Origin of the sequence: Mechercharimyces sp. CAU 1602 (assembly GCF_024753565.1) — a bacterium.
In the GTDB taxonomy this organism is placed as follows: Bacteria; Bacillota; Bacilli; order Thermoactinomycetales; family JANTPT01; genus Mechercharimyces.
Map to the genome: position 1 here is coordinate 1,734,394 of NZ_JANTPT010000001.1, position 25,526 is coordinate 1,759,919.

Sequence of the window (25,526 nt, forward strand, 5' to 3'; positions counted from 1 at the left end):
GAAAAAGCGACTCCGAGGAGGAAGTCGCTTTTTCAATTACTTAATCCTATTCAGAGAAAGCGTCCAAGAATTCACTAAATGAAGTACATACCCACAATTCTATTTTTATTTTCTCCCCATCAAATACATCGTTTGGACCATCGTCTGATCCGAGTAGAAAAATACCTGAAGGATTCTTTTTATTTTCTGTTGGATAGAAGAAGCAATACTGATTAAGAGCTGAATCAAACGCAAAAGGTACAATAGTTCCTTCTATGGAGCCACCTACGTCATCTAAAATATCCTTAACTTCATATTCTATCTCTGAAAATGAATAAAAATCATCTAGTTCATACTCTTCGCCATTTATCTCTCCATACAATGTCTTTTTAGGGTTCCCATAGATAGAAAGCCACTTTGAAAAGTCTTTAGGTAAATTGACTCCGAGTCTACTTTCAAATTCCAATACATCAGTTTCAGAGATAGCTACCTTTCTCTCTACCCAAGTTGTCGATGAGTAAGACAAAAACCCACTTAAGTAAGTATCCGTGGAAAGATAGCGCATAGAAAAAAGAAGCCAGAGCGGGCATTCCAAAACTATGAGCATTCCATGCCCCATGATCGAAAGTCGCCCAAACAAAAAAGAAGAGTGGGATCAGATACGCTTTTTTCCCCCATCGGTTACGAAAATGTAAAGCCATTCCTATTCCTAATGTGATAAACCCAGTCCATACTCCATGACCCGGGGACATCGCTGTTCCATCTGAAAAATAACCAGGGAAAAGGGTGAAAACCCCCCAATTTTGTACAGTATCAGAGAATAAACTTGCAAAAAGACTCCATAAGCTTCCCTCTTGATCTGCTGTTACCCAACGGCGCAATACTTCTTCCGAAAAATCAAATCCAACCCCTACTGAAGCACCCCCCAACATATAGTCGGTAAGGCTAAAACTCTTCGTTCTGTTCGTAAACAGAAATAGTAATAGAAAAGGTATTAGCTTAAAAGATTCTTCCATTATCGGACCAACGATTTCGACACTCCATCTCGCACCGACGGTGACAGAACCCTCTGCAAATAACCCATGAAACAAATATACCGCAATCGCCGAAAGCGGAGCAATCACCCAGGCTCCCATCGCAAAAAAGCGAGCGGTACCTGTCCAAGTGAGGGTCTTGCTTCGAGCCAAGAACCAGAACTGCCACAAGAGATAATAGCTCCACAAAAACTGTATGAGCGCTTCCCGGGCCGCAGGGATAAACATCCATGCTAAGACAGCTAAGCCCAAGAAAAGCCAAGTGAAACCGATATATCCCTTTTTCATACCTCTACACAATGTTGGATGATTCTCTGCCCATCTCTCACGACGTAGTTTACTATAATTTAGAACGGTCATTCCCCATGACCGTAGTAGTTCGAGCAAGCACATCCCCCCTCCCTTTCCTTTTCTATCCTCAAACATTAGTATTATAGCATTTGTTGGTAGGGCAGGAAAGAGAGTTTCAAAGCAAAAACTGAGTCTATTCGATTCACTTTATACTTTTCAGAAATAGGATTTAATCATTTTTGAGGGCAGTTAACGGAATTGAACAAAGCAATATGGACGAAATCCGTCGGAATCGAATTGTAAACGTCGATTTCTTTTGCGTAAAAAAGCGACTCCTTAGAGGGGAGTCACTTTATATTCAATTTTCGGGGTCATACATCATTGAAAGGAATTCTGATAAAGAGTTAGCAACTTTGCGTAGGCTATCCTTTTCGTTTTCAGGATCATATTCGCGTTCATGATCGTAGAGCACGATTATAGGCTCACCGTTTTCCAAGGACCTGTAATCAAAACAGAAAAAGTCACCAGATGGATCATCTGCAAATGGAAATAACTCAGTTGGAAGCCCGTGTTCCTCAATAGCCGTTTCATATGCTTCATAGACAGAAAAGTTCTTACCAGAATCATTAAAATCGAATAAAGCACCAAATACTTTTTCTTTGACTGACCCTAGATCAAAGACATGAGGCTCGGGCATCCCTCCATTATTTCTACTGGCACAGTCTATGAAATCCTGTGGAAATTTAAAGCCGACTTTTCTTTCAACTGCGTAAATAGTCTCTAGTGACACGGGTTTTGTATGCTCCCATTCCATTTTGATCAACCTTCCTGTAAACCTTTCTTTGCTTCTTCGGGTAGGATCGAATCGTAGTTACCGAATTGAATCATCTCGCGGAAGTGACTCGATACATCACACTCTCCATACTCTGGGGTGTTGGTTCCCTTCCCATTAATGAAAAAGTTTTTTCGGTAAGTTCCATCTGTTTCATAGAGATAGGTAACTAAGCTGATTTCTCCTCCATCTATATACCTCTTCTTCACATTCTTCAAGAAAAGTTTTTGAGCTCGCCATTCAAACGCTTCCGATAACCTTGAACGAAGATTCTCATGTAAATGTAGCACACCACAAAAATACACTTTAAAGTTAAATTTAACCTCAACTATGTATTGTGGAGTGTCATCTTTCGTGATGACTCCCACATACGGCTTTTCTTTCTTATGAAATGAATATGCTTCTTCTTGAGATAGCTTCCCAATCCCTTTCTTCGAATGAGATCCCCAGTGCTCGAAGTATTCCATTTTCATTCTTAGTTCAACTACTAATTCAATATATTCCCTTTATTCATCCCTAATAAGGATATTTCTATCAGTTGCATAGTCCAATATTTCCTTCGGAATGCTTCCTTTGTGGACGGGTACTTCTAAAACCATTTGACCGTCATCAGCTAGTTCAGATCCCGCTAAATCCTCATTCTGATGCCCTGACTCTTTCTTCTGTGTCTTCACATCTGCGATCTTTAGCACCCCGCAGATACTTATTCTTCAACTCATTGATATAACTCTTTGCTGTTTGTGACTGAATATCTGCCAACCGCGTATACTTCCTCGACGATCTTTCCTGTAGAAGGATTATACGAATCCAACCGCACATATCCACTCGGGGATTTACTATTTTCGATGTACACCTCGTTATGCGGATATTCGGAGGGTATTTTCCGATTAAACGCATTGCCTTGTTCAATATTACGTGCAATCGCACGTACTTTCTCTTCTGGGTACTTCTGTCGCAAGGATTGATAACAACTGGACTCATCGATTTCTTTTTCAATAGGCTCGTTGACCAGTTGATCTTCATCGTCCATTTTGGCGATGACATCCTTGGCTTCCTTCGCCAATTTCTGCCCTTCCATCGGTCCAAACTCGTCAACAGCGCCTAATATCTGACTCCCGCCGAATACTCCGAGAAATACTCCCGTCAGTAGCAGCATTAAATTGAACTACTTTCCATTTAAGGTATTATATGATGGGTTCTCTGTTCCCCCGCCAGCTAATCCTCCATCAAGTCCTGGAATGAGCTTTCGTCCTGTAGCACTCGTGCCAAATCGTGAAACTGCTGCCATAGCTCCACGTGACGCTACTGCTCCAATCCCACCACCTATAATCCCCGGAATTCCATCAAACGCCATATCACGAGCAATATCTTTGGCCTGCGACAATCGTTAGACCTGCGAAAATGTACTCCTTATTTTCTTTCGTTCCTCCCAAAGGTTTTCGACTCCCTCTGCAATGTTACTACCGGCATCTTTTACATCTTCCCAAAGAGAGTAGAGCTAAAAAACACCTCGTCTTCTCCATTCGCTTCAAATTCCTTAGTGAAGTCTCTTCGTTAATCTTCTCGATTGCCTTACTGTACTGACTACACAACTCCCTACCTTTAGCGACTACCAAGCGTAGGCGTTTCGTTTCCATTTTTAGAGATGCGGAGTTGTCAGAGGTTCCGTTCGTTATTCATATGACACCTCCTATGAGCTTTATATAGCAAAGAAGAAAGGTGGCGAGCAGCCACCTTTCTTCTTTCTCAATTATTTGTTCTTCTTAAAAGAAAATGCCACCAGGATCAAAGAAATTGTCGCCATTATATAGACCGGCAATAAAGAAAAAGTGTACACCGATTCATCTCTGCTTGGCTCAATAACTTTCGTATCAATTGAAATAGTAAACCAATTAAAAGTGACAGGGTTCTTTGCTTCCACTGACATATCCGATAGCCATAATGGGGAAGCAGTAACTCTCCAGAGGATATATACAATACTAGCTAATAATAAGGCTATCGAAACTGAAATCATCGACTTTTTCACCTATTTTCATCCCTCTTTGTTTAGTATTGTCTTCCACCATCAGAGGTCTTAACAAATTTACCTTGATACTTAGTGGGTACACCGCCCATCCATTCAGCAGGTCTTGTTTTTGTATAAGTACGAATCCTAACTTTTTTGCCGCTGGAAACGCTATCCGCTATTTTGTCTGCTATTACGCCATCTTTATATTTTTTATAATTCGTACCATCAATTCTACCTAAATGATTATTTCGCACATCCATCTTTGAATCCAAATTTCCTATCTTATCATAGGTTCCTGTTGCATACCCTTCGTGAGCATACCCCATTTTCCAAGCAAAGGTCCTACTAATATGCTTAGTCATCAATGCACACCAATACGCGTGACGAAAAGCATCACCATTTCCTTGCCACAAGGTGTAATCTGAATAACGATCCTGTGCATCTTTTAATGCTTTTTCTGCTAATTTTTGAGCTTCCCTACAATCTAGTGGATTTTTAGCACACAATGATACTTCAGTGCCTTTATAGCCAAATTTACCAAAATAGTCATAGATACTACCTTTTTGAGGTTGTTCAGGGCCTACAATTTTATTAGGTGAGTCAACTCTACTCTCACTTTCGAGTAATGCTTTTTCATCTTCTTCGGTTTGCAATTGACTTGCTATATTCTCTTCAACTAATGATTTAAATTTCTCTTCTGTAATCTCCCCTTTTTCAATCGACTCAAAATATGACTGCAATTTACTACTGAGTTCTAAGTAAAAGTCGGCACTTCCCCCTTTTCCTTCACCTTTTGTAATCGGGGTTTCTGCGTATGAAGTGTTCGAAAGTGTGAAAGTCGTTCCCACTAATAATACCATAAATAAACTCATCAATTTTTTCATTAATCTACCTCCATATGTAATTTTGATGCTTTTGTATATTACACTAAATAGATTAATTTGTAAATAGTTTATTATAAGTATTGATTTTGGTATTTAGTAACGCTTGACACTACGCACCTCCTAAACCACTGTAGTATATTTGAATATGTTAATGTAAGGGAAATATAGATATTGAATTAATCGCAGAAGAAGTGGAATCGAGCTTGTGGCCGGATAAACCTTGCGAAATTCAAGGCGAAATTCAAGATTCCAAGAAAAAGAAGCCCGAAGACAAAAAAAGATTAACCAAATGAAGAAACCACAGAAGAGCCAAAAGACGATAACAACGATACCCCTGACAACACTAACACAATGACAATAAGCAAACTGAAAAAAAGACGGATACCGTTAAAAATAGCAAAGGTAGCAATCTGTCGAAAATCGCTTCTGACGAACCGATGAATTTACGGTGCGATTATGGTTGTTATCGTATTAGCGATTATTTGGTTTCGCCTCTTCTGGCGGAAACGTAAGGCTTCGTAGGGGCCGGCGTAAGATAGCGATTGGTTGGCGATATGGATACGGATGAGAAGCAGATGCGTTCCGACTCTTTTTCTTGTTGGTTTAGAACCTGATGTAGTTTAATATTGGAAATATACCATTTAACGAGGTGAATATGATGACACTAAAAACAATTTTGACGATCCTTGCTTTGGCTTCTTTCTATTTGATTTATTTTAAAGTTCGGAGAGATATCTCTAAAAAATCGGCTTTGCTAAAGCAGTTTAAGAGCTGGAAAGAAGTTAAGTCCAACATATACAGGCCATCACGAGGGGATTTCACCTCTTTGTTGAAAAACATTAGAAAACTCGTTTGTTCTAAACTTAAGAAATTAGAGCGTCTCATAGATATTAAATATGAATATCTACTACTAACTATCTGCGCAGCAATAATAGCTATCTTTCTAGATAATAAGATCGCTGACTTCGTCTTCGGGGTACTAATATTGCTATCTATATTAATTGTTATTTACCGATCACACTTTATGTTTGGATTCATTGTATTGATTCTCTACGCTATAGAGTTCTCTGATTACCTCCTTGCAGACGATGATTTTGAAGTAAAATTTATTTTATTAGTGGCTGTTCTTTTTTACTCTTTCGCTTTTTTAATCAATTTTTTACCTAGGGATATCTCGATATGGTGGAAACTCCTATGTTATATAATGATCATGGGGCTGATCCTTGTTTCTACAGGTTTGACCTTCGGGAGCACTTACTACTATTACTCCGATAACCAACTAGAAGCAGGGGAAGAAGAAAAACTATTGGTTTTCGATAAGGAACATATAGAAGACCTCAATAATAGCGATAATATGAACGATATTCTTCCTGCCATATTCGTTGGACTGAAACCATTCTTCTCTTTTCCTGAAACGACGAATCTAGATATTGATAACAGTTATACGCTAATACCGTTTATCGAACATGTCATAGGTTGGTTTACAAGCACTACGATTATCGGTATATTAGCGTCACATTTCGTTGTAAAAAAGAGGAAGGATACTTTACTGTAATCCCTCCGCCTCCCTTTTGCATGTCAACATTTCCCTCCGAACATTATTTTTATTACGCGGATTCTACTTACGCCAGACGCCATCCCTTCGCTACCCCCGCCTGGGGGGTTCATAGCGTATACGAATCGTCACCCTTTCGTCTCTCTGCGTTAACGAATCGTTATTCATATCGACTCATATTGAAAATCACAAAAATGTGTTTTGTTACATTGAACGAAACGTCAATCGCTTGCTACAACTACACTCGTGTATACCGATAAGAGGTATATGAACGTCATCATCAGTATGCACTATGTATCCATGCGTACAACTACGTAATGCAAAACGTCTCTAACCATTGATACGTATGGCACTACGCCTTCTCTATACACCGCATACTCCACGCAATATACCCCCATGTCCCAATAATAGATAGGACCTCCGTAATGTATGAAATAGCGTATAGTAAATGTAAATATACGGTATGAGAATGGTAGGGATACGGAAAGTTTCGAGGGTAGCGTCCATAAAAGGAGTGCAGCGGGTGTATACGATACCTCGTAACTCGTAATCACCTTCACCCACTCGCATTCAATACGATACCTACCTTATTATACGTAAACCCCGTTAAACGAAAGTGACACCCGCAGTAAAACGAAGTGCTCCGCTATTAAAACGAAACTCTGGCGTCATTAATTACGCTGTGCCCCACTATCATTTAGATACATTCCGGACCCTACCCGTTTAAAATTTGCTATTACTCCGTTTCCAAACCATCATCTTCTTCCTGCTTACGTCTCTTAAACGAATCTGCCCTCGCTTTTAATCTCGTCAAAGTCTATCGTCTTAGCACTATTCACTGTCGCATCTATACGCACATCATCCGTTAACATGTCGCCATACGTCTTTAACAACAGCTCCGCATGCTTTGCTTCCTTCTTTCCTTGTTTCACCATCGACTTAATCACATCAAGAATATCATTACCAACTAAACGACACATCTCTCGTTTTAACTCCCGTTGAAACAAGTCATCCTTTAACCATTCGTATATCGTCTTACGCGTTACTCCTACGATTTCCGCAACATGCTTCATGGAACGCGCTTGCTTCGGATTATTACTACCGCGATTCGGTTGCGCCAGTAATTCGATTGCTTTTAATTGGCGATGTTCCAATCGTTTTAAAGCCATGATTTCGCCTCCTTTCCGTATGGTTTTCGTTTGCATAGCTCTTCGCTAGATAACGCAGTAGACTTATCAGCGCGACTAAGCGGCTTAAATACGCCTATAGCGTTAATAGAAACGTCATTACGATAGTCGTCACGGTATTCTTGACGTAATGGACTTCACAATAAAATTCCTCCTTATCAGTTTTCCGATTGGTTTTATTTACTCGCAACAAAAATCAAGGACAGGTAAGGACTTGACAGTAATAACGTTATTTATGGCGATACGATTAGCGTTATTACTGCGTCTCTGGCACTCCCTCCTGCCGTGCTTTTTCTTTCTCTTAACTACTTACTCACGAATAAGGATATGGGTATAGTAACTTTAAATAAATAGTATTTAATAGTAATAGATGTTTATTGCGCTATATTTGGCGGTATGGATTGGATTATTACTACGCCAATGGACACTCCTTCTTGTCGTGTCTTTCTTTTTCCGTTGATGTATCTTAGAGTATATATCTTGCTATAAAGACTGATTAGCAATCAGTCATGATTACGTGATTATTGGATAGATGGGTTTAATATTCAAGCTATACTTTTCAAAGCTATACTTTTCGGTAAAAAGTTCTCTCGACAAGAGTTAATACAGAAATACCTACAAGCGAAAGAATTAACTTATGGTAGTACAGCAGATCTCTCTAACATTTTCTGTCGGATTCATCTCTTCGAACAAATATCTTACGAATACCACATCACCGTTGATTTCGTAATAGGTTATGATACCGACATATCTACTCCCCTACGTACTAAATCAACGGTACCCAAACGCGCCTATTCGTTAGTCCCTATAGTCCATATTTTTTTGTGAAGGCTTTCCATTTTCTTCGTTTCATAACGACTATAAAGAAAAAAATCTGAACTTTTTTATGTAAAAATAAGCTGTAACCTTTACTGTGACTGCGATACATCCATTTACTCATAAAAAAGGTAAAACAATTTAATTGGTATTAGCTATATAATTGAACCGTTATTTTACCCTCTTCAAATTCGGTTTGACTGCAAACATCTCCGTCAAGGTATCGTCTGGCTTACCATTTTTGCGATAGAAGATCCACGGATTCAACTTTTAATACCGCTTACGTCCTACGCTGACTTTCGCGAAGACATGTGGATCTCCGACAGTCAGACGAAGATACCGTGACATCTTTGCGTTTGAGAGATCACATAGCTCCGCGACTTGCTCCCACGTTGGCTACCTAACCTTCGCAGGATCACGTTCAAACGGATTAACGCAGATCGAATTCGTATTCTGATGGATATACGGCAATAATTTAATTTGTAGACCATACCGACTTCATGTGGCTTTAGCTCTTCGGCCATCTCCTTAAGCCGATTCGTAAATGTCTTAATCACGCGCTTGTTCTCCGGTAATTCGTTCCGGAAGTGATATCGCGGATTCACTCTCAACACGACTTCTCCGTCTTCATTCGCGGTTCTTTCGATGATGTCGTTGTCTAGCATCGCCTTCTTGAAATCCGTAATGGAACGCTTTCTAATGTCAAGTACCTTTCTTGCGTCGTCCCACGTCGAGTACTCTCTATCTTCGCGAATCAGAAACCCCGTAAATAGCTCCATATAACATTGTAAGTGTAATAAGTGACCGCAATGAACCGTCGATAACGTAAGAATCACCTCACGTATGTCCCCCATATCGGTAAACGAAAAATGACGACGGTCCTTCCCGTCGTTAAAGAACTTCTTTGTAGCTTCGATTTTCTAGTGTGACATTATTTGAAATGGACGGCCAGAATGGTCAGCATAGTAATTCCTCCTATCGGGTTTAACGGTCCATCAGGTTTATACAAACGAATACGACGCATTCTCTCTCGTAACTCTTCGATTAGTCATCTCCTCCTTATTTGCGTAATGAAGACACAAAAAACGCCACAATGGACGGGTAATCCTGGTGCTATTCGATATGTTCGATCGGCTCTACCATGTGGACGGGAAGAAATAAAAAAACTCCTTCTATGACGTATAACCGTTTGAAGGAGAGAAATAAGTAGTTTACAAAAATATCTATGAATAGGATTATCAGCGAACTTAATGTCGGGTTAATGAAGGTAGAAAAGCATATTCCAATTCAAATGATAAAAAACACGATCTGAAAGAATTATTTTTCTTTCTTTACACCCAAGCTGGCTGCAATCGCTAGAAAAGTATATGGAATTATTATCATTAATAACTCCATAAACCCAAAGTCATGAAATATCATGTTATCTGGATCGTTCCCATCAACATAGTAACCTTTCCCTGTCATATATATAGCTACCAGTAGATAAGTTAACCCCGAAATTGCTAATATTATCGAAACAAAGACGTCTAACTTGACTCTGGAGAGAACGATACCCGCATAGAACAAAAATGCAATACCTAACGCAAGAACTAGAACAAAAATATAAAAAGGTTCATACACAACCATATCCATACACCTTCACTCCTCAAATCAAAAAATACGGTCTTTCACATAAGTTCGGCGTACCCTTCAACAAAATTGATACCTTCAACTTCTACTGACTATATGTTGTTGAACCCGTTATCTTTTGCTTATATGAATAGTCCGATCTAACTTCATCCCACATGTCCTGAAAAAAATCAGTATTCGGAACAATACCTAACGTGACTGGTCCACTAGGTACATAGCTATTAAATATGTTTTAGCACAGGTCCTTATTACAACTGACAGTGTTCCCTTACCCCCAGCATAACTACTATTCCATTCTGTCGCTGTATTGTCAATGGTATCCAAACAAAATAAAGGAACTGCTGTCAGTAGATATGTATATCCAGAATAATCAATAATCTGTTACAAAGAATTCCCTCTTTGCTCATACTACCTTTGAACTTCATTTCATTTCTCCTTTAACATTCTATTTTTATTAAGAATAATATATTGCCATAACAGAAAAAACTCCCTCTATAACGTATAGCCGTCTGAAGGAGTGAAATACAAGTGGATTGCGGAATTTATTTTTCACCTTTCTTTTCTGCAGCTTTTCTAGCTCTTGCTTGTTTAATGAGAAGTCTCGCAAAACCCCTATAAATCCTATAGTTAGTTAAGGAACCCCCATACTTCCACTTGTATCCATCATGGCTATAATAACTGCATTTGAGTGAGGCTTTACGATTTCCTCCCATGTTTTAAAACGAAGATCATCGATTGAGATGAGGCCTTTTTTCTTCTTTTTTCCACTGAGAGCGTTTCGTTTTATTGCTGATAGTAGTGTTCTTTTTTTGTCGATGTTACCCATCATTCCTTTTTTACGAACATCATTAAATCGAATATCTGTTACTTCAACTTCTGCTTCTTCTTTCTCCTTCAGACGAGGAAGTTCTAGCTCTGCGAATAATACTTCCTCTAACTCCTCCATCGAAATTTCCGCTTCAAAGTAATCTTGCCCCGGTTGATCCCCAGCGCCATTTCCTTTTCCCGACCCCTTTTTTGTCGGAGCCTCGCGGGCAATCACATCCCCTACTTGAGAATCGCCATCACCTTGCCCAACGTGTTGGCTTTTGTTGTAGTTATAGCGGATTCGATACTCCTCCATTGAACGGACAGGGATCTTAATCACTTTTTGACCGTCCGACATGATAATGTTTTCTTCGCTGATGAGATCCGGTAGGTTTTTCTTTACTGCTTCCCGTACTTTTTCTTGATGCCGCAATTGATCTTGATGCCCCTTGCGGTGTAGGGACCAGTCTTCCCGGGACAGGATATACATCTGATCTGACATTTCCCATCGCCTCCGTCCCCTTGACTTATCTGTTAAGCAAACTACCCACATAACGCAGTAATTCATTGGCACATACAGGACAATAACCGTATTCATCAATCAAACGCGCAGTTACTTCGTTAACCTTCTTCAACTGATTTTCGTCAGGTGTTTTGGTTGAGGTTGTGATTTTTACTACATCTTTTAAATCTGTAAACAGCTTTTTCTGAATGGCTTCACGCAAACGCTCATGACTGTTATAATCAAACCGCTTCCCTTTACGGGCATATGCAGAAATGCGTATTAAGATTTCCTCACGGAACGATTTTTTTGCATTTTCCGATATGCCGATCTGCTCTTCAATGGAACGCATCAGCTTTTCATCTGGATCTAATTCTTCGCCTGTGATCGGATCCCTTATTTTATTGCGATTACAAAATGACTCTACATTATCGAGATAGTTATCCATCAAGGTTTTGGCTGATTCTTCGTACGAATAGACAAATGCTTTTTGCACTTCTTTTTTCGCCAAATCATCATACTCTTTGCGAGCGATGGAGATAAAGTTTAAATATCGTTCGCGCTGTTCATTCGTGATAGACGGATGTTGATCCAATCCATCTTTTAGTGCTCGCAGAACATCCAGTGCATTGATACATGTTGCTTCACTGCGAATTAGCGCACTGGAGATACGATTGATTACATACCGAGGGTCAATTCCAGACATGCCCTCGTCCAAATGTTCATTTTGCAACTCTTCCAAATCTGCTCCCTTATATTCCTCCACACTCTCTCCATCGTAAAGGCGCATTTTTTTCACCAGATCCATTCCCTGTTTCTTTGATTCTTTCAAACGGGTCAGGATGGAAAAGATCGAAGCTGCTTTCAGTGCATGTGGAGCAATGTGAATATGACTCAAATCACTTTCTTGAATCAGCTTATGATAAATTTTTTCCTCATCAGAGACACGCAGGTTATACGGAATCGGTAGCACAATCATTCGTGATTGTAGCGCCTCGTTCTTCTTATTGCTGATAAATGCCTTGTACTCTGATTCATTTGTATGAGCGACAATAAGCTCATCCGCAGAAATCAGGGCGAATCGTCCTGCTTTGAAATTTCCTTCTTGTGTAAGGGATAACAAATTCCACAGGAATTTTTCATCGCACTTTAACATCTCTTGAAATTCCATAATACCACGGTTCGCTTTGTTTAATTCCCCATCGAAACGGTATGCGCGGGGGTCAGATTCCGAGCCAAACTCAGTGATAGTGGAAAAGTCGATACTCCCTGTTAGGTCTGCAATATCTTGAGATTTAGGATCAGAGGGGCTAAAGGTACCAATGCCTACACGATCGTCCTCTGACAAAAAGACACGCTCAACCATAACATCTTCTACTCTTCCTCCATACTCCTCTTCCAAGCGCAATCGACAAGAAGGACATAAATTCCCTTCAATCCGAACACCTAGCTCTTTTTCCACCTCTTTACGAAGATGAGAGGGGATCAAGTGTAGTGGATCTTCTTGCATGGGACAACCTTTAATAGCATAAACCGCTCCTGCATCCGTACGAGAGTACTGTTCCAATCCTTGTTTAAGAAGGGTTACAATAGTTGATTTCCCTCCACTTACAGGTCCCATTAACAACAATATTCGTTTGCGAACATCCAGACGACGAGCTGCCGAATGAAAATACTCCTCTACTAAACGTTCAATCGCTCGTTCCAGCCCATAAATCTCATTACTGAAAAAAGTGTAACGCTTATTTCCATGAACATCTTTCTCTATTCCACGATCCGCGATCATCTGGTATACCCTAGAGTGAGCGGTTTGTACAATACCCGGTCGTTCTCGCACAAGACTTAAATATTCTGAAAAATTACCTTCCCATCGAAGTCTCTCTGCCTGCTCTCGCTGTTCTGCGATGCGTTTCAGGATGTCCATACACACTCTCTCCTTTACGAACAGCTTCTTCTTTTTTGCTTTTAGACATTGTCTCTTCTCTAAAAATCATCCACACCCACTGCAAAGTTTGTCAGGTAGTAAAGAAAATTTATATATATTTATGCGTATAGGCGGACAATGTTGCGACTAAAAAGGTGCTTCCTTTTCCTGTCCAAAAAATAAGAGAAGGTGAACACACCTTCTCTACGCAATACAAAGATCTCTTTCTTAAAATGAATGATCACTGTTTGCTACACAATACAAACCCACTCTCAAAAATATGACATATGAGAGTGAATCTCCTTGTGCTGGCTGGTCAGTCAATCCACTTCCAACCAGCGCTTATCTGTATGAATCATTTTCCATAAATCTTCAAGGCTCCCTTGTTCATCTGGCTGATATTGCGGAGTTCCTCGATCGATAAGACAGTCCGTAACTAAATATGTCTTCATCCCCAACGTTTGTGCTACCAGATCTTCTTGCACATCATTTCCGATCATCATACAATCTTCTGCCTTTACACCCAAACGATCAACGATCTCTTGATAATATTGAGGATTGGGTTTGCAGTAATGGGTCTCTTCACTAAAAGTAACCATGTTGAGCGGAAGGTCGTAAACACCTGCCCACTGTAAACGCTCCTCAATCGCAATCCGTGGAAAGACTGGGTTGGTCGCCACCACGACATCATATCCACGTTCAATCAAGGTTTGTACAATCTGGCGAGATAGTGGATTTGGCTCTACATATCTTTTTAACTTTGGGAAATGATCGGCATAATATTGCTCAAATATGGGGAGAATCTCTGCTTCATCCTTACCGATGGCAGGTAAAAAGTGATGCCAAAATACTTCCGCATTTGTTTTTACCCCATCTGTACTCTTCACCATTTGCTTGAATGCATCCATCACACTTTGATACAAGTGCTTCGGGGGTGCAACCTCCATCATATGTGGTGTGATCGATTCCATGTACGTTTGAACAAAGGCACCCGTATTCATCGGCAATAAGGTACCATCTAGGTCAAAACAGACAACACGTCGCATTTTATTCGCTCCTTTCTCCCTCTGATATTAAATTAAGTGTGGAAAATCTACCTGCCGTAAAGCTTCGTATAGGACAATCCCCGTCGTAGTTGCCAAATTAAGAGAGCGATAATCTGGATCCATGGGTATCCGAATCAGACGGTCTCGATGTGAATGTAAAATCTCTGGCGACAAGCCCGCCGATTCTTTCCCAAAAACAAAAAAATCCCCTTCTTGATAAGTAAAAGCGGTATATGGTTTCTCTGCCTTGGTCGTGGCACAGAAAAAGCGCCCTTCTGGATATGTGGATGTTAGCTCAGCAAAAGAGTTGTAATGGCGTATATCTACTTGGGGCCAATAATCCATCCCCGCACGCTTCACATATTTGTCTTCAATCGTAAATCCAAGTGGATGAACAAGATGAAGGACCGTTCCTGTCACAACACAGGTACGGGAGATACTTCCAGTGTTTTGTGGGATTTCTGGTTCAACTAATACAATATGAAAGGACATGTTGTTTACCTCCCTCATCTTCGCCCCTCGTACGTTTACCTATTACGCCTGGATTTGATAAAATTCGATCTTCGTCTGCGGCGTCCATGCATGCGAATCTCGATATGCCCAATAACGATGATAACTATTTATTGTGTGGGCATTAACTAATGGCATCCCAGCACCATCATGTGTAGTTACAATGGTATTGTGATTCCATTTACCATCTCCCTCCCAATCATAGCAGATGATATCCCCTATCTGCAATTGCATCGCTGTCTCCACCCTCTTGGCCTTCATCACTCCTCCACTTAACAAATAATAACGCAAACTATGAGCGACAGCCCAGCTAAAACTCCACTGATCACTAGATGTACCTTGCCCACGATACCACCATCCCTGGCTTCTACTCCCCCGTTCATCTAAGCGAATGCCTCCCGCTCGCATACATTGCGAAACAAAATTAGTGCAATCCACCTCGAACTTTTGATAGCGCGGATTATATCCATTCCACCATTTTTCTGCATATTGTTTTGCTGCCCATCGATTGTAACGGGCACTACCAATACCAACCTTCAATTCCCCTCCCCCTTCCCGTCCGTTCTCCTTTCATACTATGAACGGTAGCAAGAAATGCAACTTATGCTACTTTCTATCGTATAAAAATGGAGTGTACAGTTCCTCTTCAGAACTATACACTCCTTCGATCTTCCTTTTATGTCACAGAAGAGGAAGGTGATAGTAGCCCTTCCAACTCCAATAACACCTTTTTCTTCTCTAATCCTCCGCCATACCCCACTAATGAACCACTATGTCCGATCACCCGATGACAAGGAATAATAATTGGAATAGGGTTTTTATTATTTGCTCCCCCTACTGCCCGTACCGCTTTCGGACTGCCGATCGCTTGTGCGATCTCTTTATATGAGCGCGATTCACCATACGGTATGGTTTCCAATACCTCCCATACTCTCTTTTGAAATGGCGTACCGTATAAATCCAATGGAACATCAAAGGATCGGCGGGTGGAGTTAAAATAAGTTTGTAGTTGCTCTGCCACCAACTGTAGCTCCTGTTCATTTTCTTCGATCGTAATCGACCGAAACCAGCGCTTCCCCCATGCCTTTAACTGAGCGATAATAGCATCTCCACTGCCGAAAGAGAGTGCGCACACTCCTTTCTGTGTGCACCCCAATGTAAGCGGTCCAATCGGACTTTCCATTCGACTCCAGATCCATATATGCGTTTGCGGATTCATTTCTCCTCACCCACTCTCTAACCAAATGTTACATTCTCTTTCTCTTCTCGATGAGAACTTTCCTTCTCCAAACGTATCAATGCTTGCGCAATCTCAGCACACACTTCTTCATCTTCTTCGCTCACTTGTGCCAATTGGAGTGCCTCCATTGCAGATTCCCCCCCAATCTTTCCTAGTGCCCAAGCACTCGTACCTCGAATGACAGGACGTGGATCTTCTTGTAGCAGTTGTTGTAATAACGGGATGGAAGAATGATCTTTAAAGTGCGCCAGCGCAATTATCGTATTTCGTTGCAACGGTTTTTTTCCTCTCCACGAACCCGCCATATGCCCAAACCGATTCTTAAATTGACGATTGCTCATCGTTAGTAACGGCTTAAGTAATGGTTTTACCTCTTCTACGTCTGGAGTAAAAGCTTCTTGATGTGTAAAATTCACTTTGCGATTAATCGGACAAACAACTTGACACGTATCGCATCCGTAGAGACGATTTCCCAGCTTCTCTCGATATTGCTCCGCTAAAAACCCTTTTGTTTGCGTTAAATATGCAATACAAGCTTGTGCATTAAGCTGCCCTGGTTGAACCAATGCACCTGTAGGACATGCATCCATGCATGCTGTGCACTCTCCACAGCTCTGTGTTACTGGTTGATCAGGAGGAAGATAGATATCTGTCACCATCTCACCCAAATAAATCCACGAACCCAGATGAGGGGAAAGAATGGATGTATTTTTACCACTCCAGCCAATTCCCGCTCGTTCAGCAACAGCTCGGTCAGAGAGCACACCAGTATCTACCATTATCTCGCTTGTTGCCACAGGAACCAATTCTAATAATTTTTGCTGTAACTTTTCCAACTTAGCTCGAAGTACATGGTGATAGTCAGTTCCCCACGAAGCACGTGCAAAAATGCCTCGATACTCACCTTCCTTAGAACGCGGAGGATGAGGCATCTTTGAGGGGTAGGCTAATGCGATCGCAATAATTGATTTAGCCGCAGGTATAGTCTCTGTTGGTTCCGTACGTTTTTTTAAATCGGGTTCCTCAAACCCTGACTCATATCCAAGTTCCCGATGACGAACAAGCCGTTCTTTTAGTTCCACAAATGGATCTGCCGAGGCGAAGCCGATCTGATCAATGCCAATCTCACCCGCGTATGCCTGCAATGCTGCCTTGATTTCTGCTGAATGCACACCTATCCCCTCCCCACCTTTTGTAATCTATCAATATCTGATTTTAAAACAGGAAATAGCCCCCTTTCAGGTCCCTTTTTGCACCATGAAGGAAAGCTACAATCCTGTCATCACTGATATAAAATCTGCTACACCATTTATATATTACGTCTAGCGCGGTACCGCAGCTCGCGCCAATTCATCACATCGATTATTTAACTCATCATCGCTATGCCCTTTTACCTTAATAAATTCTACCTTATGTTTATGCGTTAATGCAATCAAACGCTGCCACAAATCTTTATTTTCTACTGGCTTATTTTTTCCTTTTGTTACCCAGCCGTTCTTCTGCCAATTCTCAATCCACTTTTGGTGAAAGGCATTAACCATATAAGCACTATCAGTATATAGTTTCACCTGACAAGGAACTTTCAAGCAGGTTAGTGACTCTATCGCAGCTGTCAATTCCATGCGATTATTGGTGGTTTGGTTCTCACCACCCGAGATTTCTTTTCGCATTCCCTCATACAGCAAAACTGCCGCCCAACCGCCCGGCCCCGGATTACCAGAACACGCACCATCAGTGTAAATCTGTATTTCTTTCATCACGACGCCCCCTATACTCGCACTTTTAATGTACGTAGGCGATTAATCGCACCCGCCAATTCTAACATACGTGGAAGCGCCAAATCCCCTGGATGCACTCCTCGTTGATAAGGTGAGATACAATCTAATCCTTCATTCTCGATTTGTTTATATAGCTCCTCCAATACATGCATAAGAGTTTTACTCCCATCCATGCGCTTTTCCAGCACTCTCATCATATCCGCAATCGCACGTGTTTGACTACGATCGACTAATTGTTCTAGTCCCAATAAATCTAACTCTGTATTTCCATATATGATTTGATGTAATCCTTTTGCATCCGCTTTCTCTTTCTTGCCTTTGCGCGCATCAAAACTATGCGCCATCATTACCCGTGCTGTTACATCACCAAAGAAACTACCGCCCTCAGCTTTACGGTTGTGCGTGTGTATACGCGCAATATCCTTAGCTTTCTTTGTTACTTCATAGGGACGATACTCATCCATCATAATGATATGGTCTGCCACATCGAAATAATCACCTGATCCACCTAACACCAGGATACTAGATACTCCCTTCTCCTCAAACAGTTGCTTCACTTTATCGATAAAAGGAGTAATGGGCTCTTTCCCTTTAGTGACTAGTTCTTGCATGCGTCCATCCCGGATCATGAAGTTAGTCGCACTGGTATCCTCATCAATTAAGAGAGTGGATGCCCCTACTTCCAAGCTTTCCATAATATTTGCAGCTTGCGAAGTACTCCCGCTCGCATCTTCTGATGAAAAGCGAGTGGTTTCCCCCCCTAATGGAAGGTTATTAATAAACGGAGATATATTTACTTTCTCCACTCTCCGTCCATCTTCCGCTCTCACCTTGATCGCATGATCATCCGTGATCACGTAGTGACGACCATCGCTTTCTACGTGATCATATACACCCCGCTCCAATGCTCGTAACAGTGTACTTTTGCCGTGATAGCCACCTCCTACGATCAATGTAATCCCTCGAGGGATTAACATCCCAGAAATCACTTCACCATGGGGAACGTTAATTTCTACACACATCGTTTCCGGCGACACAAATGGTACCACATTTCCCTCTGACAAAGGACGGTCGCTAATTCCACTCGCTCGTGGTAATATCGCACCATCTTGCACAAAGGCAACTGCATGATGTTTTTTAAGATAGTGACGAATCGCTCGCTGATTATCTATTAATCTCATTCTTTTCTCTATTGCGTTCAATCCTACTTTCTCCATCGGTAACGCTTCTGCCACCAACTGCGGGAGATCCTGACACAACATTTGTGCCGCTTTTCTGCCCAATACCCGACGGCCTTGTGCAGGTAAGCCAACCGACATCCGCACCTCTACATACTCGGATGTTACTACAACAGCCGTTCGAGGGAGGATCTCCTGCCCTGGTGTATCTACCATCATCATGCCACTTTTACCTGTTCCATGAACACGGAAAGCATAATGCTTGATTTTATCCACCCATTTTCGTAATATCAAATCTTCTAATGCGACTCTGCGATAGTCATCTTTAAACCATTCTAACTGATATCGTGCTTTCTTTTGTTCCATCCGCACGCGGATTCGTGATGGTGAGGCAAAAGGATCCCCTTGTACATAATCAATATACAAAGTGTAATCAGGAAAAGCATACTCCCCTTGAATATCTTTGTATGCCTTATACCCTTTCCCATCGATTCGTATTAACGATTGTTCTAACATAACAGCTGTTTCCTCCTTGTTATGTAGCCCCAATTTCTCATGTTATACTGGCTAAAGTAGAGAAGAAACGAGTACTACTTACACTATACTTCTCTATGTTATATCGAAGGGAAGGTGAATCGCAAATTGATCTCACTCACGTTAGACAACAAGCTAAAGGAACGAGTACCCGATCTTCAATTAGCGCTCCTTCATTATGTAGGGTGTGAAATTAACGACTCTTCACACATGTTCCAAGATCGTACCCAGCTATTTACGGAGCATTTACGCTTGGAATATGAGACGACCACTATAACCGAGTTGCCCCCTATTCAACTCTTCCGACATGCATTCAAACAAGTGGGCAGTTCTCCATCCCGTTATCGCCCGTCTGCGGAAGCCCTGCTACGACGCATCTTAAAAGGAGATCCTTTTTATTTTGTCAATAGCGCTGTTGACGCCAATAACTTCTTTTCCCTTCGCTATCTTCTCCCCTTTGGCATCTACAACGCTTCTGCACTTACCTCGCCCATTACCTGTACAATCGGGAACACAGAAGATCACTATCTCGGTCTCAATGGACGTGAAATCTCCCTAGCAAATAAGATTGTATTACAAGATGTGAATCGCCCCTTCGGCAGCCCTTATGTCGATTCACAAATAAGTCAAGTAACGAAGGAAACAACGAATTGCCTGCAAGTGATCTTCTCTTTTAAAGGAGCAACAGCGTCCTCTCTTCACTCCATCGCTCATGAGGTAAGTACTTTATTTACTCAAGTAAATGGTGGCGAAGTGCGTCAAACGACGATTGTAGAATGATAGGCTGTCTAGATCTTCTAGACAGCCTATCATTTCTCACACTATTCATCATAAAAATCTCCCGCCTCATAGATTGAGCGTAGATGACGAGATTTATCAATCACCTGCAAATGTGATCCGAACAACATCTCACACTTATCTACCTTAAGCCTGCTCCGTGCCTCCCATTCCCCGCGGACCTCGTGCTCCCCGAGGCCCCCGAGGTCCGCGGGGGCCTGTAGGGCCGGTAGCGCCAGTAACCCCTTGTACTGCCGACAAACCAACTTTACTTACAAACACGTCGCATCCGCCTGCCAACATTCGTTGGAAAGCTCCCGGAGTAGTAGGGAAATTGACCGACTCTGTTTGCCCTGCTACATACGCATTTCCTCTCCCATCCACAGCCACTCCTGAACCAATATCTAAGTTTGATCCCCCCAAGTAAGAGGAATAGATTAAATTTGCACCAGTCAAACTTAGCTGTGAAATAAAGGCATCTTCTGAGCCTCCATTAAAGCGAGGTGAAAATGCATCTTCTGTAGTAGGAAACTGAAGAGATGAGACACTACCTGTAATCCATGTATTCCCAATCGAATCCACGGCCAACGCTAATCCTATCGTATCATTGGCAAGATAGGTGGAATAAACAAGTGAAGTCCCCGTATCATTTACTTTGGTCACAAATGCCGATCCCCCTGATGCCATCGTTAGAAAGGCACCTGCAGTAACGGGGAAATCGGTTGATGCCGTAATACCTATTACATAAGCATCCCGATCTTGATCCACCGCTATTCCCCTACCTACATCGCCACCACTACCCCCAAGAAAGCTTGAGTAAACCAGAGAAGAGCCTGCAGAATTAAACTTGGTAACAAACGCATCTGAGCTTCCTGCCAATTGGGTTTGGAAGGCACCACTTGTGACGGGAAAGTCAAAAGAGAAGGTGGAGCCGGTCACATATGCTGAGCTTGCTCCATCTACTGCAATTCCAAAACCGCCATCTTCCATTCCCCCACCTAAATACGTGGAATACAAAAATGAAGTTCCTGTATCATTCAAGTGTGTAACAAAAGCTGCAGTCGTCCCTTTTAGCTCTTGTTGAAACGCCCCTCGTGTCACTGGGAAATCCCTTGAAAGAGTTGTACCCGTTATAAATGCCTCTCCATTATTATTAATCGCAATCGCATTCCCTTCATCATCATTGCGACCACCAATAAAAGTAGAGTAGAGCAGGGAGGCTCCACTTGCATTTAATTTACTAGCAAAAACCGAGCTTTCGTCTCCAACAAATACGGTTTGTGCCGCACCTGAAGTAATGGGGAAGTCCTTCGACAGGGTGGAGCCGGTCACATACGCACTTCCCTCTTCATCAACGGCAATACCACAACCGAAGTCTCCCATATTCCCTCCCAAGTAAGTAGAGTAGATAAGTGATGTTCCGTTTACGTTCAGCTGTGTAATAAAAGCACTATTAATTCCCGGCTTTATACTTTGAAATGCACCTGTGGTGATGGGGTAATCGTCGGAAAATGTCGTTCCTGTAACATATGCATGACCACTCGTACTCACCGCAATCGCATTCCCCACGTCATCCCCTCTTCCTCCCACGTACGTTGAATAAAGAAGGAGGGGATCGATGACCAAAGGCAAATCAGGATAAGGCCATGTATCACACGCAAAACCAAACCATCCCTCCCCAAGAAGTTTAAATTGAATCGGAACCTCGATACTCTCTCCCCCTATACATTGACTACCGCTAGGTTTCTGTTCTATCAACTCTCCATATGGGGTGTCCACACATAAGTTACCATCCTTATCTATAGATAAGCCGGTTGCACCCAAGTACCTTAATCGAACATCTGTCACCTTTGCACCCGGAGAAAGATACACATCATATTTTAAAGACCCCTCGAATTCCGTAAAACAGAGGTCCACTCCTGACCATACCGAAGAATACCAAGACGATTTCACACAACTTTCGCTCTCTTCGCTATATATTTTTTCCTCATACCATCGCCCTGTACCTGTATGTTCAAATGTCAGCATCAATTCGTAAGAGTCTTGTAAGGTAAGGACTACTCCATGAGGACAATAAGCATAGTCAATTCCTGCATCACTTAAATTGCGAAGAACATGGCTTTGTATCATTCCTCTCCCTCCTCCTCAATACGCTACTGTAGACTATGCTATAACACCTAATTTAAGAATGAGTCAAAAAAAGAACGACCTACTATGTATACTTGGGATTACCTTTTATCTATTCACGGTGTTTCTTTCATCCACAGTCACGATATACGTTTGCGATTCGCCTACACTCTGTGAAAAAAATAAAAAAGACAAGTCCTCAAAGACTTGTCCTGTGTGGTCGGGACGACAGGATTCGAACCTGCGACCCCCTGGTCCCAAACCAGGTGCTCTACCAAGCTGAGCCACGTCCCGTTATGTTGTTTTATCTGACCCGAATGTTTGTTTGTTGCTCTCTCTTACAAGATTTATTATACGTTATACAGAGCTTTAAAGTCAACGGTTTTTTTCATTTTAGATATAAAAAGTTTCATATAGTGGTAAAACCCTGTCATTCCAACGACTATAGCCGTTTGTTTACCTATATATTTAGTTAGTTGGTACCATTTTTCTTCATCTCTATCTTTTTTAAATATAAGTTAAAATATTCTTATATCTATCCGCCCAACTCAGACCCACAACATCCTCAGTAGATATTAGTATGCTTACCTAAAAAAAGAGAGCAAAGCCCGTATGATACGAACTCTGCTCTCTTGGTATGGTACCGAAGGTCGGGGTCGAACCGACACTCCCGAAGGAACACGATTTTGAGTCGTGCGCGTCTGCCAATTCCGCCACTTCGGCTTGGTGTAAAAAGGCAAATGATATTGCTGATATCTCGCTGACAAGTAATACTATACTATGCATTCCACTCCTTCGTCAAGTGAATAGGAAAAGACATAATTTTTATTTTTTGTTTTCAACAAAGCAGAAAAAAGAGAATCGCTTTCCACAAAGGTTTTATCTTCATACCCCTTTTGTGGTCGATTCTCTAATCATGAGCTTACCCTCTAATTCATATGTATCCGAACGAGCAAAATCTCTTCCTTCTATCTTTTGAATCAAAATCGTTACAGCTACCTCTCCCATTTCATCTATTGGTTGCGCCACCGTCGTTAATGGAGGGTCGATCATCTCCCCTAGTTCAATGCCATCAAAGCCGCATACTGCAATATCTTCGGGAATCCGCTTCCCTAGATGCTTTAGCATCTTTACAGCTCCTATCGCCATCCAATCATTGGCGACGAAGATTCCATCTACCTCAGGTTCAAGTTCTAGTAAGGATTGGATTGCTTGCATACCTCCATCCAATGTTAAGTCCCCAGTAACGATACGATGAGGATATATCATTTCACAGTATGCTTGCCTTCGTTCCTTCGCTGGTAAGATCGCTTCTGGTCCTGCAATATGAGCAATTTTAGCACATCCGATCTCGATCAGATGCTGAACCGCTTTTTTTGCCCCCTTACGATTATTAGAAAGAACGGTACATAGATCGTGATCACGCACATGGTCCATACGGTCTAATACAACCAAAGGGATGGCGTTAATCTTCATTTCATATAGATCTTCAGGTCCCAAAGTATTGGAGGCTAAGATGATCCCATCGATCAAATTCTTTTTTAATGTATCAATATATATTTTTTCGCGATCAGCACGATCGTCAGATACACAAATAAAAACCGTATACCCTCTCTGTCTCGCAGCTGTCTCTACCGCTCGTGCTAATTTTGAAAAGAAAGGGTTTTCTAAATCGGGGATGATGAGCGCAATCGTAACCACTTGTTGCGTTTGTTTACGCTGAAGAAACAAATTGGGTCTAAATTTCAATTCTTCTATCGCTTGCTGTACTCGATGCTGAACGTCTGGTTCCACGTTTTTGCTCTGATGGATGACTCGTGCAACTATGGAGACAGAAACACCGGCACGCACAGCGACATCATATAAGGTCGCTGTCATGTCTCTCCCCTTCTTCTATAAAGTCTTTGTTTTAACAAACTCACTTCCTCTACACCTCTAATACCACAACCCTATTATCAGTAACCCTTAAAGTCAAGATTAGAATGTATGGAAAAAGACGGTTAGGTGAAGATATAAGCAAGTATTTATCACACCAGCCTTACCTATTCTTTTGTAAAACGATCAATAAAGAAAGGTGACATCATGGATAAAAAAATATATTACGTCGCGTTTCACTCTGGAGAATCCCCAGCTGAAATTCGCGAAACCAAAGATGAGAACGATGCATTTTATGATTTTGAGATTGAAGCTACAACAGATGAACGAAATGAACTAGAAATTCTCTTTGAAAGAACTGCCAAAGAAGACTTCGACGGTCTAATCAAAACCCACGTTCCCTTCTTAGTCGCCGACTCTGCCTCACAAGAAGACAAAGAATATGATTACGCTCTGCAGGATTTATATCAAAAGATCTATGATCTCGGAACGACAACAACAAAAAAGAAATTGAAAGAATTAGGGATTCCAAAGCAGTAATTATAATTATTGCATCTCCCCCCAATATGATAACAAAGCCAGTTAGAGCAACCGGCCCTAACTGGCTTTTTCTAATTCATTTCCTGAATTCGTACCTTGATTTCTTCTTTAGGTAAGATTGCTTGCGTAAAATGAGCTGACCCCACCACTGCACGATCATGATGAGCTTCTATTCGACATATCACTTGACGCTTTTTTACCTCTACCGCTTCTGCGACAAACGTAACTTCTTTTCCTATTGGAGCTGGGGCATGGTGTACAACTTGGATTTTAGCTCCGATCCCTTCCTCATGCTCTTCTAAATAAGGGAGAATAATTTCCCGCCCCACCCACTCCATATAGTAGACCATTGTCACAGTGGAAAGAGCTGGGTGCACTTTCACCCCTCCAAAAGAGGCCACCATCTCTTCCTTGACGGTAATGGTTTTCTCTTTCCGTATACCGGGAATCAAACCTGGTTTCAACCCGTTCCC

Annotated in this window: 26 protein-coding genes, 2 tRNA genes and 1 pseudogene; 3 read left to right on the forward strand and 26 right to left on the reverse strand. The window is 41.6% G+C overall.

All coding sequences use genetic code 11. The annotated features are described in order from the left end of the window. Window positions 1-46: 46 nt before the first annotated feature. The 9 genes from NXZ84_RS08940 to NXZ84_RS08980 all read right to left on the reverse strand — a co-directional run bounded on the left by NXZ84_RS08940 (window position 47) and on the right by NXZ84_RS08980 (window position 5,028). The gene (locus NXZ84_RS08940) at window positions 47-445 is read right to left on the reverse strand and encodes an SMI1/KNR4 family protein (protein ID WP_258839908.1); all 399 of its coding nucleotides are present in this window, start codon (window positions 443-445) and stop codon (window positions 47-49) included. Between the two features lie 10 nt (window positions 446-455). Continuing rightward, on the reverse strand, window positions 456-1,400 hold the full coding sequence (locus NXZ84_RS08945; RefSeq protein WP_258839909.1) for a PrsW family intramembrane metalloprotease: 945 nt from the start codon (window positions 1,398-1,400) through the stop codon (window positions 456-458). A 262-nt stretch (window positions 1,401-1,662) separates the two neighbouring features. After that, entirely contained in the window at window positions 1,663-2,118 is a 456-nt protein-coding gene (locus NXZ84_RS08950; RefSeq protein WP_258839910.1) for an SMI1/KNR4 family protein, read from the reverse strand. Between the two features lie 5 nt (window positions 2,119-2,123). Continuing rightward, window positions 2,124-2,609, reverse strand: coding sequence for a hypothetical protein (locus NXZ84_RS08955; protein ID WP_258839911.1), 486 nt, complete (start codon window positions 2,607-2,609; stop codon window positions 2,124-2,126). 33 nt (window positions 2,610-2,642) lie between these two features. Beyond that, window positions 2,643-2,828 carry a hypothetical protein gene (locus NXZ84_RS08960; protein ID WP_258839912.1) on the reverse strand — a complete coding sequence of 62 codons (186 nt, stop codon included), beginning with the start codon at window positions 2,826-2,828 and terminating at the stop codon, window positions 2,643-2,645. Between the two features lie 23 nt (window positions 2,829-2,851). Further along, window positions 2,852-3,292: a hypothetical protein gene (locus NXZ84_RS08965; protein WP_258839913.1), complete on the reverse strand. Its 441-nt coding sequence runs from the start codon at window positions 3,290-3,292 to the stop codon at window positions 2,852-2,854. A gap of 9 nt (window positions 3,293-3,301) precedes the next feature. Further along, window positions 3,302-3,520, reverse strand: a complete 219-nt coding sequence (locus NXZ84_RS08970) for a hypothetical protein (protein ID WP_258839914.1) — start codon at window positions 3,518-3,520, stop codon at window positions 3,302-3,304. Window positions 3,521-3,886: 366 nt separating this feature from the next. Next, complete coding sequence (locus NXZ84_RS08975) at window positions 3,887-4,162, reverse strand: hypothetical protein (RefSeq protein WP_258839915.1); 276 nt, start codon at window positions 4,160-4,162, stop codon at window positions 3,887-3,889. Between the two features lie 20 nt (window positions 4,163-4,182). Further along, window positions 4,183-5,028, reverse strand: a complete 846-nt coding sequence (locus tag NXZ84_RS08980) for a DUF6973 domain-containing protein (protein ID WP_258839916.1) — start codon at window positions 5,026-5,028, stop codon at window positions 4,183-4,185. Between the two features lie 1,210 nt (window positions 5,029-6,238). On the opposite strand from NXZ84_RS08980, the gene NXZ84_RS08985 reads away from it, so the two are divergent. After that, window positions 6,239-6,583 carry a hypothetical protein gene (locus NXZ84_RS08985; protein WP_258839917.1) on the forward strand — a complete coding sequence of 115 codons (345 nt, stop codon included), beginning with the start codon at window positions 6,239-6,241 and terminating at the stop codon, window positions 6,581-6,583. A gap of 779 nt (window positions 6,584-7,362) precedes the next feature. Here the strand turns inward: NXZ84_RS08985 and NXZ84_RS08990 are convergent. The 12 genes and pseudogenes from NXZ84_RS08990 to NXZ84_RS09045 all read right to left on the reverse strand — a co-directional run bounded on the left by NXZ84_RS08990 (window position 7,363) and on the right by NXZ84_RS09045 (window position 19,716). Continuing rightward, on the reverse strand, window positions 7,363-7,752 hold the full coding sequence (locus NXZ84_RS08990) for a phBC6A51 family helix-turn-helix protein (protein ID WP_258839918.1): 390 nt from the start codon (window positions 7,750-7,752) through the stop codon (window positions 7,363-7,365). A gap of 1,160 nt (window positions 7,753-8,912) precedes the next feature. After that, on the reverse strand, window positions 8,913-9,440 hold the full coding sequence (locus tag NXZ84_RS08995) for a hypothetical protein (RefSeq protein WP_258839919.1): 528 nt from the start codon (window positions 9,438-9,440) through the stop codon (window positions 8,913-8,915). A 463-nt stretch (window positions 9,441-9,903) separates the two neighbouring features. Beyond that, entirely contained in the window at window positions 9,904-10,218 is a 315-nt protein-coding gene (locus NXZ84_RS09000) for a hypothetical protein (RefSeq protein WP_258839920.1), read from the reverse strand. Window positions 10,219-10,852: 634 nt separating this feature from the next. Further along, window positions 10,853-11,524: pseudogene (locus tag NXZ84_RS09005) on the reverse strand (DUF444 family protein); the annotation flags it as partial. Window positions 11,525-11,549: 25 nt separating this feature from the next. Next, window positions 11,550-13,448, reverse strand: a complete 1,899-nt coding sequence (locus tag NXZ84_RS09010; RefSeq protein WP_258839921.1) for a PrkA family serine protein kinase — start codon at window positions 13,446-13,448, stop codon at window positions 11,550-11,552. Between the two features lie 320 nt (window positions 13,449-13,768). Beyond that, window positions 13,769-14,494 (reverse strand): HAD family hydrolase, encoded by a 726-nt coding sequence (locus NXZ84_RS09015; protein ID WP_258839922.1) that lies wholly within the window; start codon window positions 14,492-14,494, stop codon window positions 13,769-13,771. Between the two features lie 27 nt (window positions 14,495-14,521). Next, window positions 14,522-14,986: a tRNA (cytidine(34)-2'-O)-methyltransferase gene (locus NXZ84_RS09020; protein ID WP_258839923.1), complete on the reverse strand. Its 465-nt coding sequence runs from the start codon at window positions 14,984-14,986 to the stop codon at window positions 14,522-14,524. Between the two features lie 42 nt (window positions 14,987-15,028). After that, window positions 15,029-15,544 (reverse strand): amidase domain-containing protein, encoded by a 516-nt coding sequence (locus tag NXZ84_RS09025; protein ID WP_258839924.1) that lies wholly within the window; start codon window positions 15,542-15,544, stop codon window positions 15,029-15,031. 136 nt (window positions 15,545-15,680) lie between these two features. Then, the gene (locus tag NXZ84_RS09030; protein WP_258839925.1) at window positions 15,681-16,223 is read right to left on the reverse strand and encodes a methylated-DNA--[protein]-cysteine S-methyltransferase; all 543 of its coding nucleotides are present in this window, start codon (window positions 16,221-16,223) and stop codon (window positions 15,681-15,683) included. 17 nt (window positions 16,224-16,240) lie between these two features. After that, complete coding sequence (gene queG / locus NXZ84_RS09035) at window positions 16,241-17,416, reverse strand: tRNA epoxyqueuosine(34) reductase QueG (protein WP_258839926.1); 1,176 nt, start codon at window positions 17,414-17,416, stop codon at window positions 16,241-16,243. 150 nt (window positions 17,417-17,566) lie between these two features. Further along, a complete protein-coding gene (gene rnhA / locus NXZ84_RS09040) occupies window positions 17,567-18,001 on the reverse strand; it encodes a ribonuclease HI (RefSeq protein WP_258839927.1) in 435 nt (144 codons plus the stop codon). A gap of 11 nt (window positions 18,002-18,012) precedes the next feature. Next, the gene (locus tag NXZ84_RS09045; protein ID WP_258839928.1) at window positions 18,013-19,716 is read right to left on the reverse strand and encodes an ABC-ATPase domain-containing protein; all 1,704 of its coding nucleotides are present in this window, start codon (window positions 19,714-19,716) and stop codon (window positions 18,013-18,015) included. A gap of 114 nt (window positions 19,717-19,830) precedes the next feature. On the opposite strand from NXZ84_RS09045, the gene NXZ84_RS09050 reads away from it, so the two are divergent. Continuing rightward, window positions 19,831-20,514 (forward strand): B3/B4 domain-containing protein, encoded by a 684-nt coding sequence (locus NXZ84_RS09050; RefSeq protein ID WP_258839929.1) that lies wholly within the window; start codon window positions 19,831-19,833, stop codon window positions 20,512-20,514. Between the two features lie 144 nt (window positions 20,515-20,658). Here NXZ84_RS09050 and NXZ84_RS09055 read toward each other — a convergent pair whose 3' ends face one another. The 4 genes from NXZ84_RS09055 to NXZ84_RS09070 all read right to left on the reverse strand — a co-directional run bounded on the left by NXZ84_RS09055 (window position 20,659) and on the right by NXZ84_RS09070 (window position 24,516). Further along, window positions 20,659-22,641: an SBBP repeat-containing protein gene (locus NXZ84_RS09055; RefSeq protein ID WP_258839930.1), complete on the reverse strand. Its 1,983-nt coding sequence runs from the start codon at window positions 22,639-22,641 to the stop codon at window positions 20,659-20,661. Between the two features lie 214 nt (window positions 22,642-22,855). Continuing rightward, a tRNA-Pro gene (locus tag NXZ84_RS09060) sits at window positions 22,856-22,932 on the reverse strand. Between the two features lie 344 nt (window positions 22,933-23,276). Next, a tRNA-Leu gene (locus NXZ84_RS09065) sits at window positions 23,277-23,361 on the reverse strand. Between the two features lie 162 nt (window positions 23,362-23,523). Next, a complete protein-coding gene (locus tag NXZ84_RS09070; protein ID WP_258839931.1) occupies window positions 23,524-24,516 on the reverse strand; it encodes a LacI family DNA-binding transcriptional regulator in 993 nt (330 codons plus the stop codon). Window positions 24,517-24,720: 204 nt separating this feature from the next. On the opposite strand from NXZ84_RS09070, the gene NXZ84_RS09075 reads away from it, so the two are divergent. Next, window positions 24,721-25,053 carry a hypothetical protein gene (locus tag NXZ84_RS09075; protein ID WP_258839932.1) on the forward strand — a complete coding sequence of 111 codons (333 nt, stop codon included), beginning with the start codon at window positions 24,721-24,723 and terminating at the stop codon, window positions 25,051-25,053. A gap of 71 nt (window positions 25,054-25,124) precedes the next feature. Here NXZ84_RS09075 and NXZ84_RS09080 read toward each other — a convergent pair whose 3' ends face one another. After that, the gene (locus tag NXZ84_RS09080; protein ID WP_258839933.1) at window positions 25,125-25,517 is read right to left on the reverse strand and encodes a thioesterase family protein; all 393 of its coding nucleotides are present in this window, start codon (window positions 25,515-25,517) and stop codon (window positions 25,125-25,127) included. Between the last annotated feature and the right edge of the window lie 9 nt (window positions 25,518-25,526).

Coding starts and splice junctions, on each gene's coding strand:
- NXZ84_RS09055 (WP_258839930.1), bottom strand. CDS start 22,641: ATGATACAAAGCCATGTTCTTCGCAATTTAAGTGATGCAGGAATTGAC.
- NXZ84_RS09070 (WP_258839931.1), bottom strand. CDS start 24,516: ATGACAGCGACCTTATATGATGTCGCTGTGCGTGCCGGTGTTTCTGTC.
- NXZ84_RS09020 (WP_258839923.1), bottom strand. CDS start 14,986: ATGTCCTTTCATATTGTATTAGTTGAACCAGAAATCCCACAAAACACT.
- NXZ84_RS09030 (WP_258839925.1), bottom strand. CDS start 16,223: ATGAATCCGCAAACGCATATATGGATCTGGAGTCGAATGGAAAGTCCG.
- NXZ84_RS09075 (WP_258839932.1), top strand. CDS start 24,721: ATGGATAAAAAAATATATTACGTCGCGTTTCACTCTGGAGAATCCCCA.
- rnhA (WP_258839927.1), bottom strand. CDS start 18,001: ATGAAAGAAATACAGATTTACACTGATGGTGCGTGTTCTGGTAATCCG.
- NXZ84_RS08955 (WP_258839911.1), bottom strand. CDS start 2,609: ATGAAAATGGAATACTTCGAGCACTGGGGATCTCATTCGAAGAAAGGG.
- NXZ84_RS08950 (WP_258839910.1), bottom strand. CDS start 2,118: ATGGAATGGGAGCATACAAAACCCGTGTCACTAGAGACTATTTACGCA.
- NXZ84_RS08985 (WP_258839917.1), top strand. CDS start 6,239: ATGGGGCTGATCCTTGTTTCTACAGGTTTGACCTTCGGGAGCACTTAC.
- NXZ84_RS08980 (WP_258839916.1), bottom strand. CDS start 5,028: ATGAAAAAATTGATGAGTTTATTTATGGTATTATTAGTGGGAACGACT.
- NXZ84_RS09000 (WP_258839920.1), bottom strand. CDS start 10,218: ATGGATATGGTTGTGTATGAACCTTTTTATATTTTTGTTCTAGTTCTT.
- NXZ84_RS08995 (WP_258839919.1), bottom strand. CDS start 9,440: ATGGGGGACATACGTGAGGTGATTCTTACGTTATCGACGGTTCATTGC.
- NXZ84_RS09045 (WP_258839928.1), bottom strand. CDS start 19,716: ATGTTAGAACAATCGTTAATACGAATCGATGGGAAAGGGTATAAGGCA.
- NXZ84_RS08965 (WP_258839913.1), bottom strand. CDS start 3,292: ATGCTGCTACTGACGGGAGTATTTCTCGGAGTATTCGGCGGGAGTCAG.
- NXZ84_RS09010 (WP_258839921.1), bottom strand. CDS start 13,448: ATGGACATCCTGAAACGCATCGCAGAACAGCGAGAGCAGGCAGAGAGA.
- NXZ84_RS09015 (WP_258839922.1), bottom strand. CDS start 14,494: ATGCGACGTGTTGTCTGTTTTGACCTAGATGGTACCTTATTGCCGATG.
- NXZ84_RS08990 (WP_258839918.1), bottom strand. CDS start 7,752: ATGGCTTTAAAACGATTGGAACATCGCCAATTAAAAGCAATCGAATTA.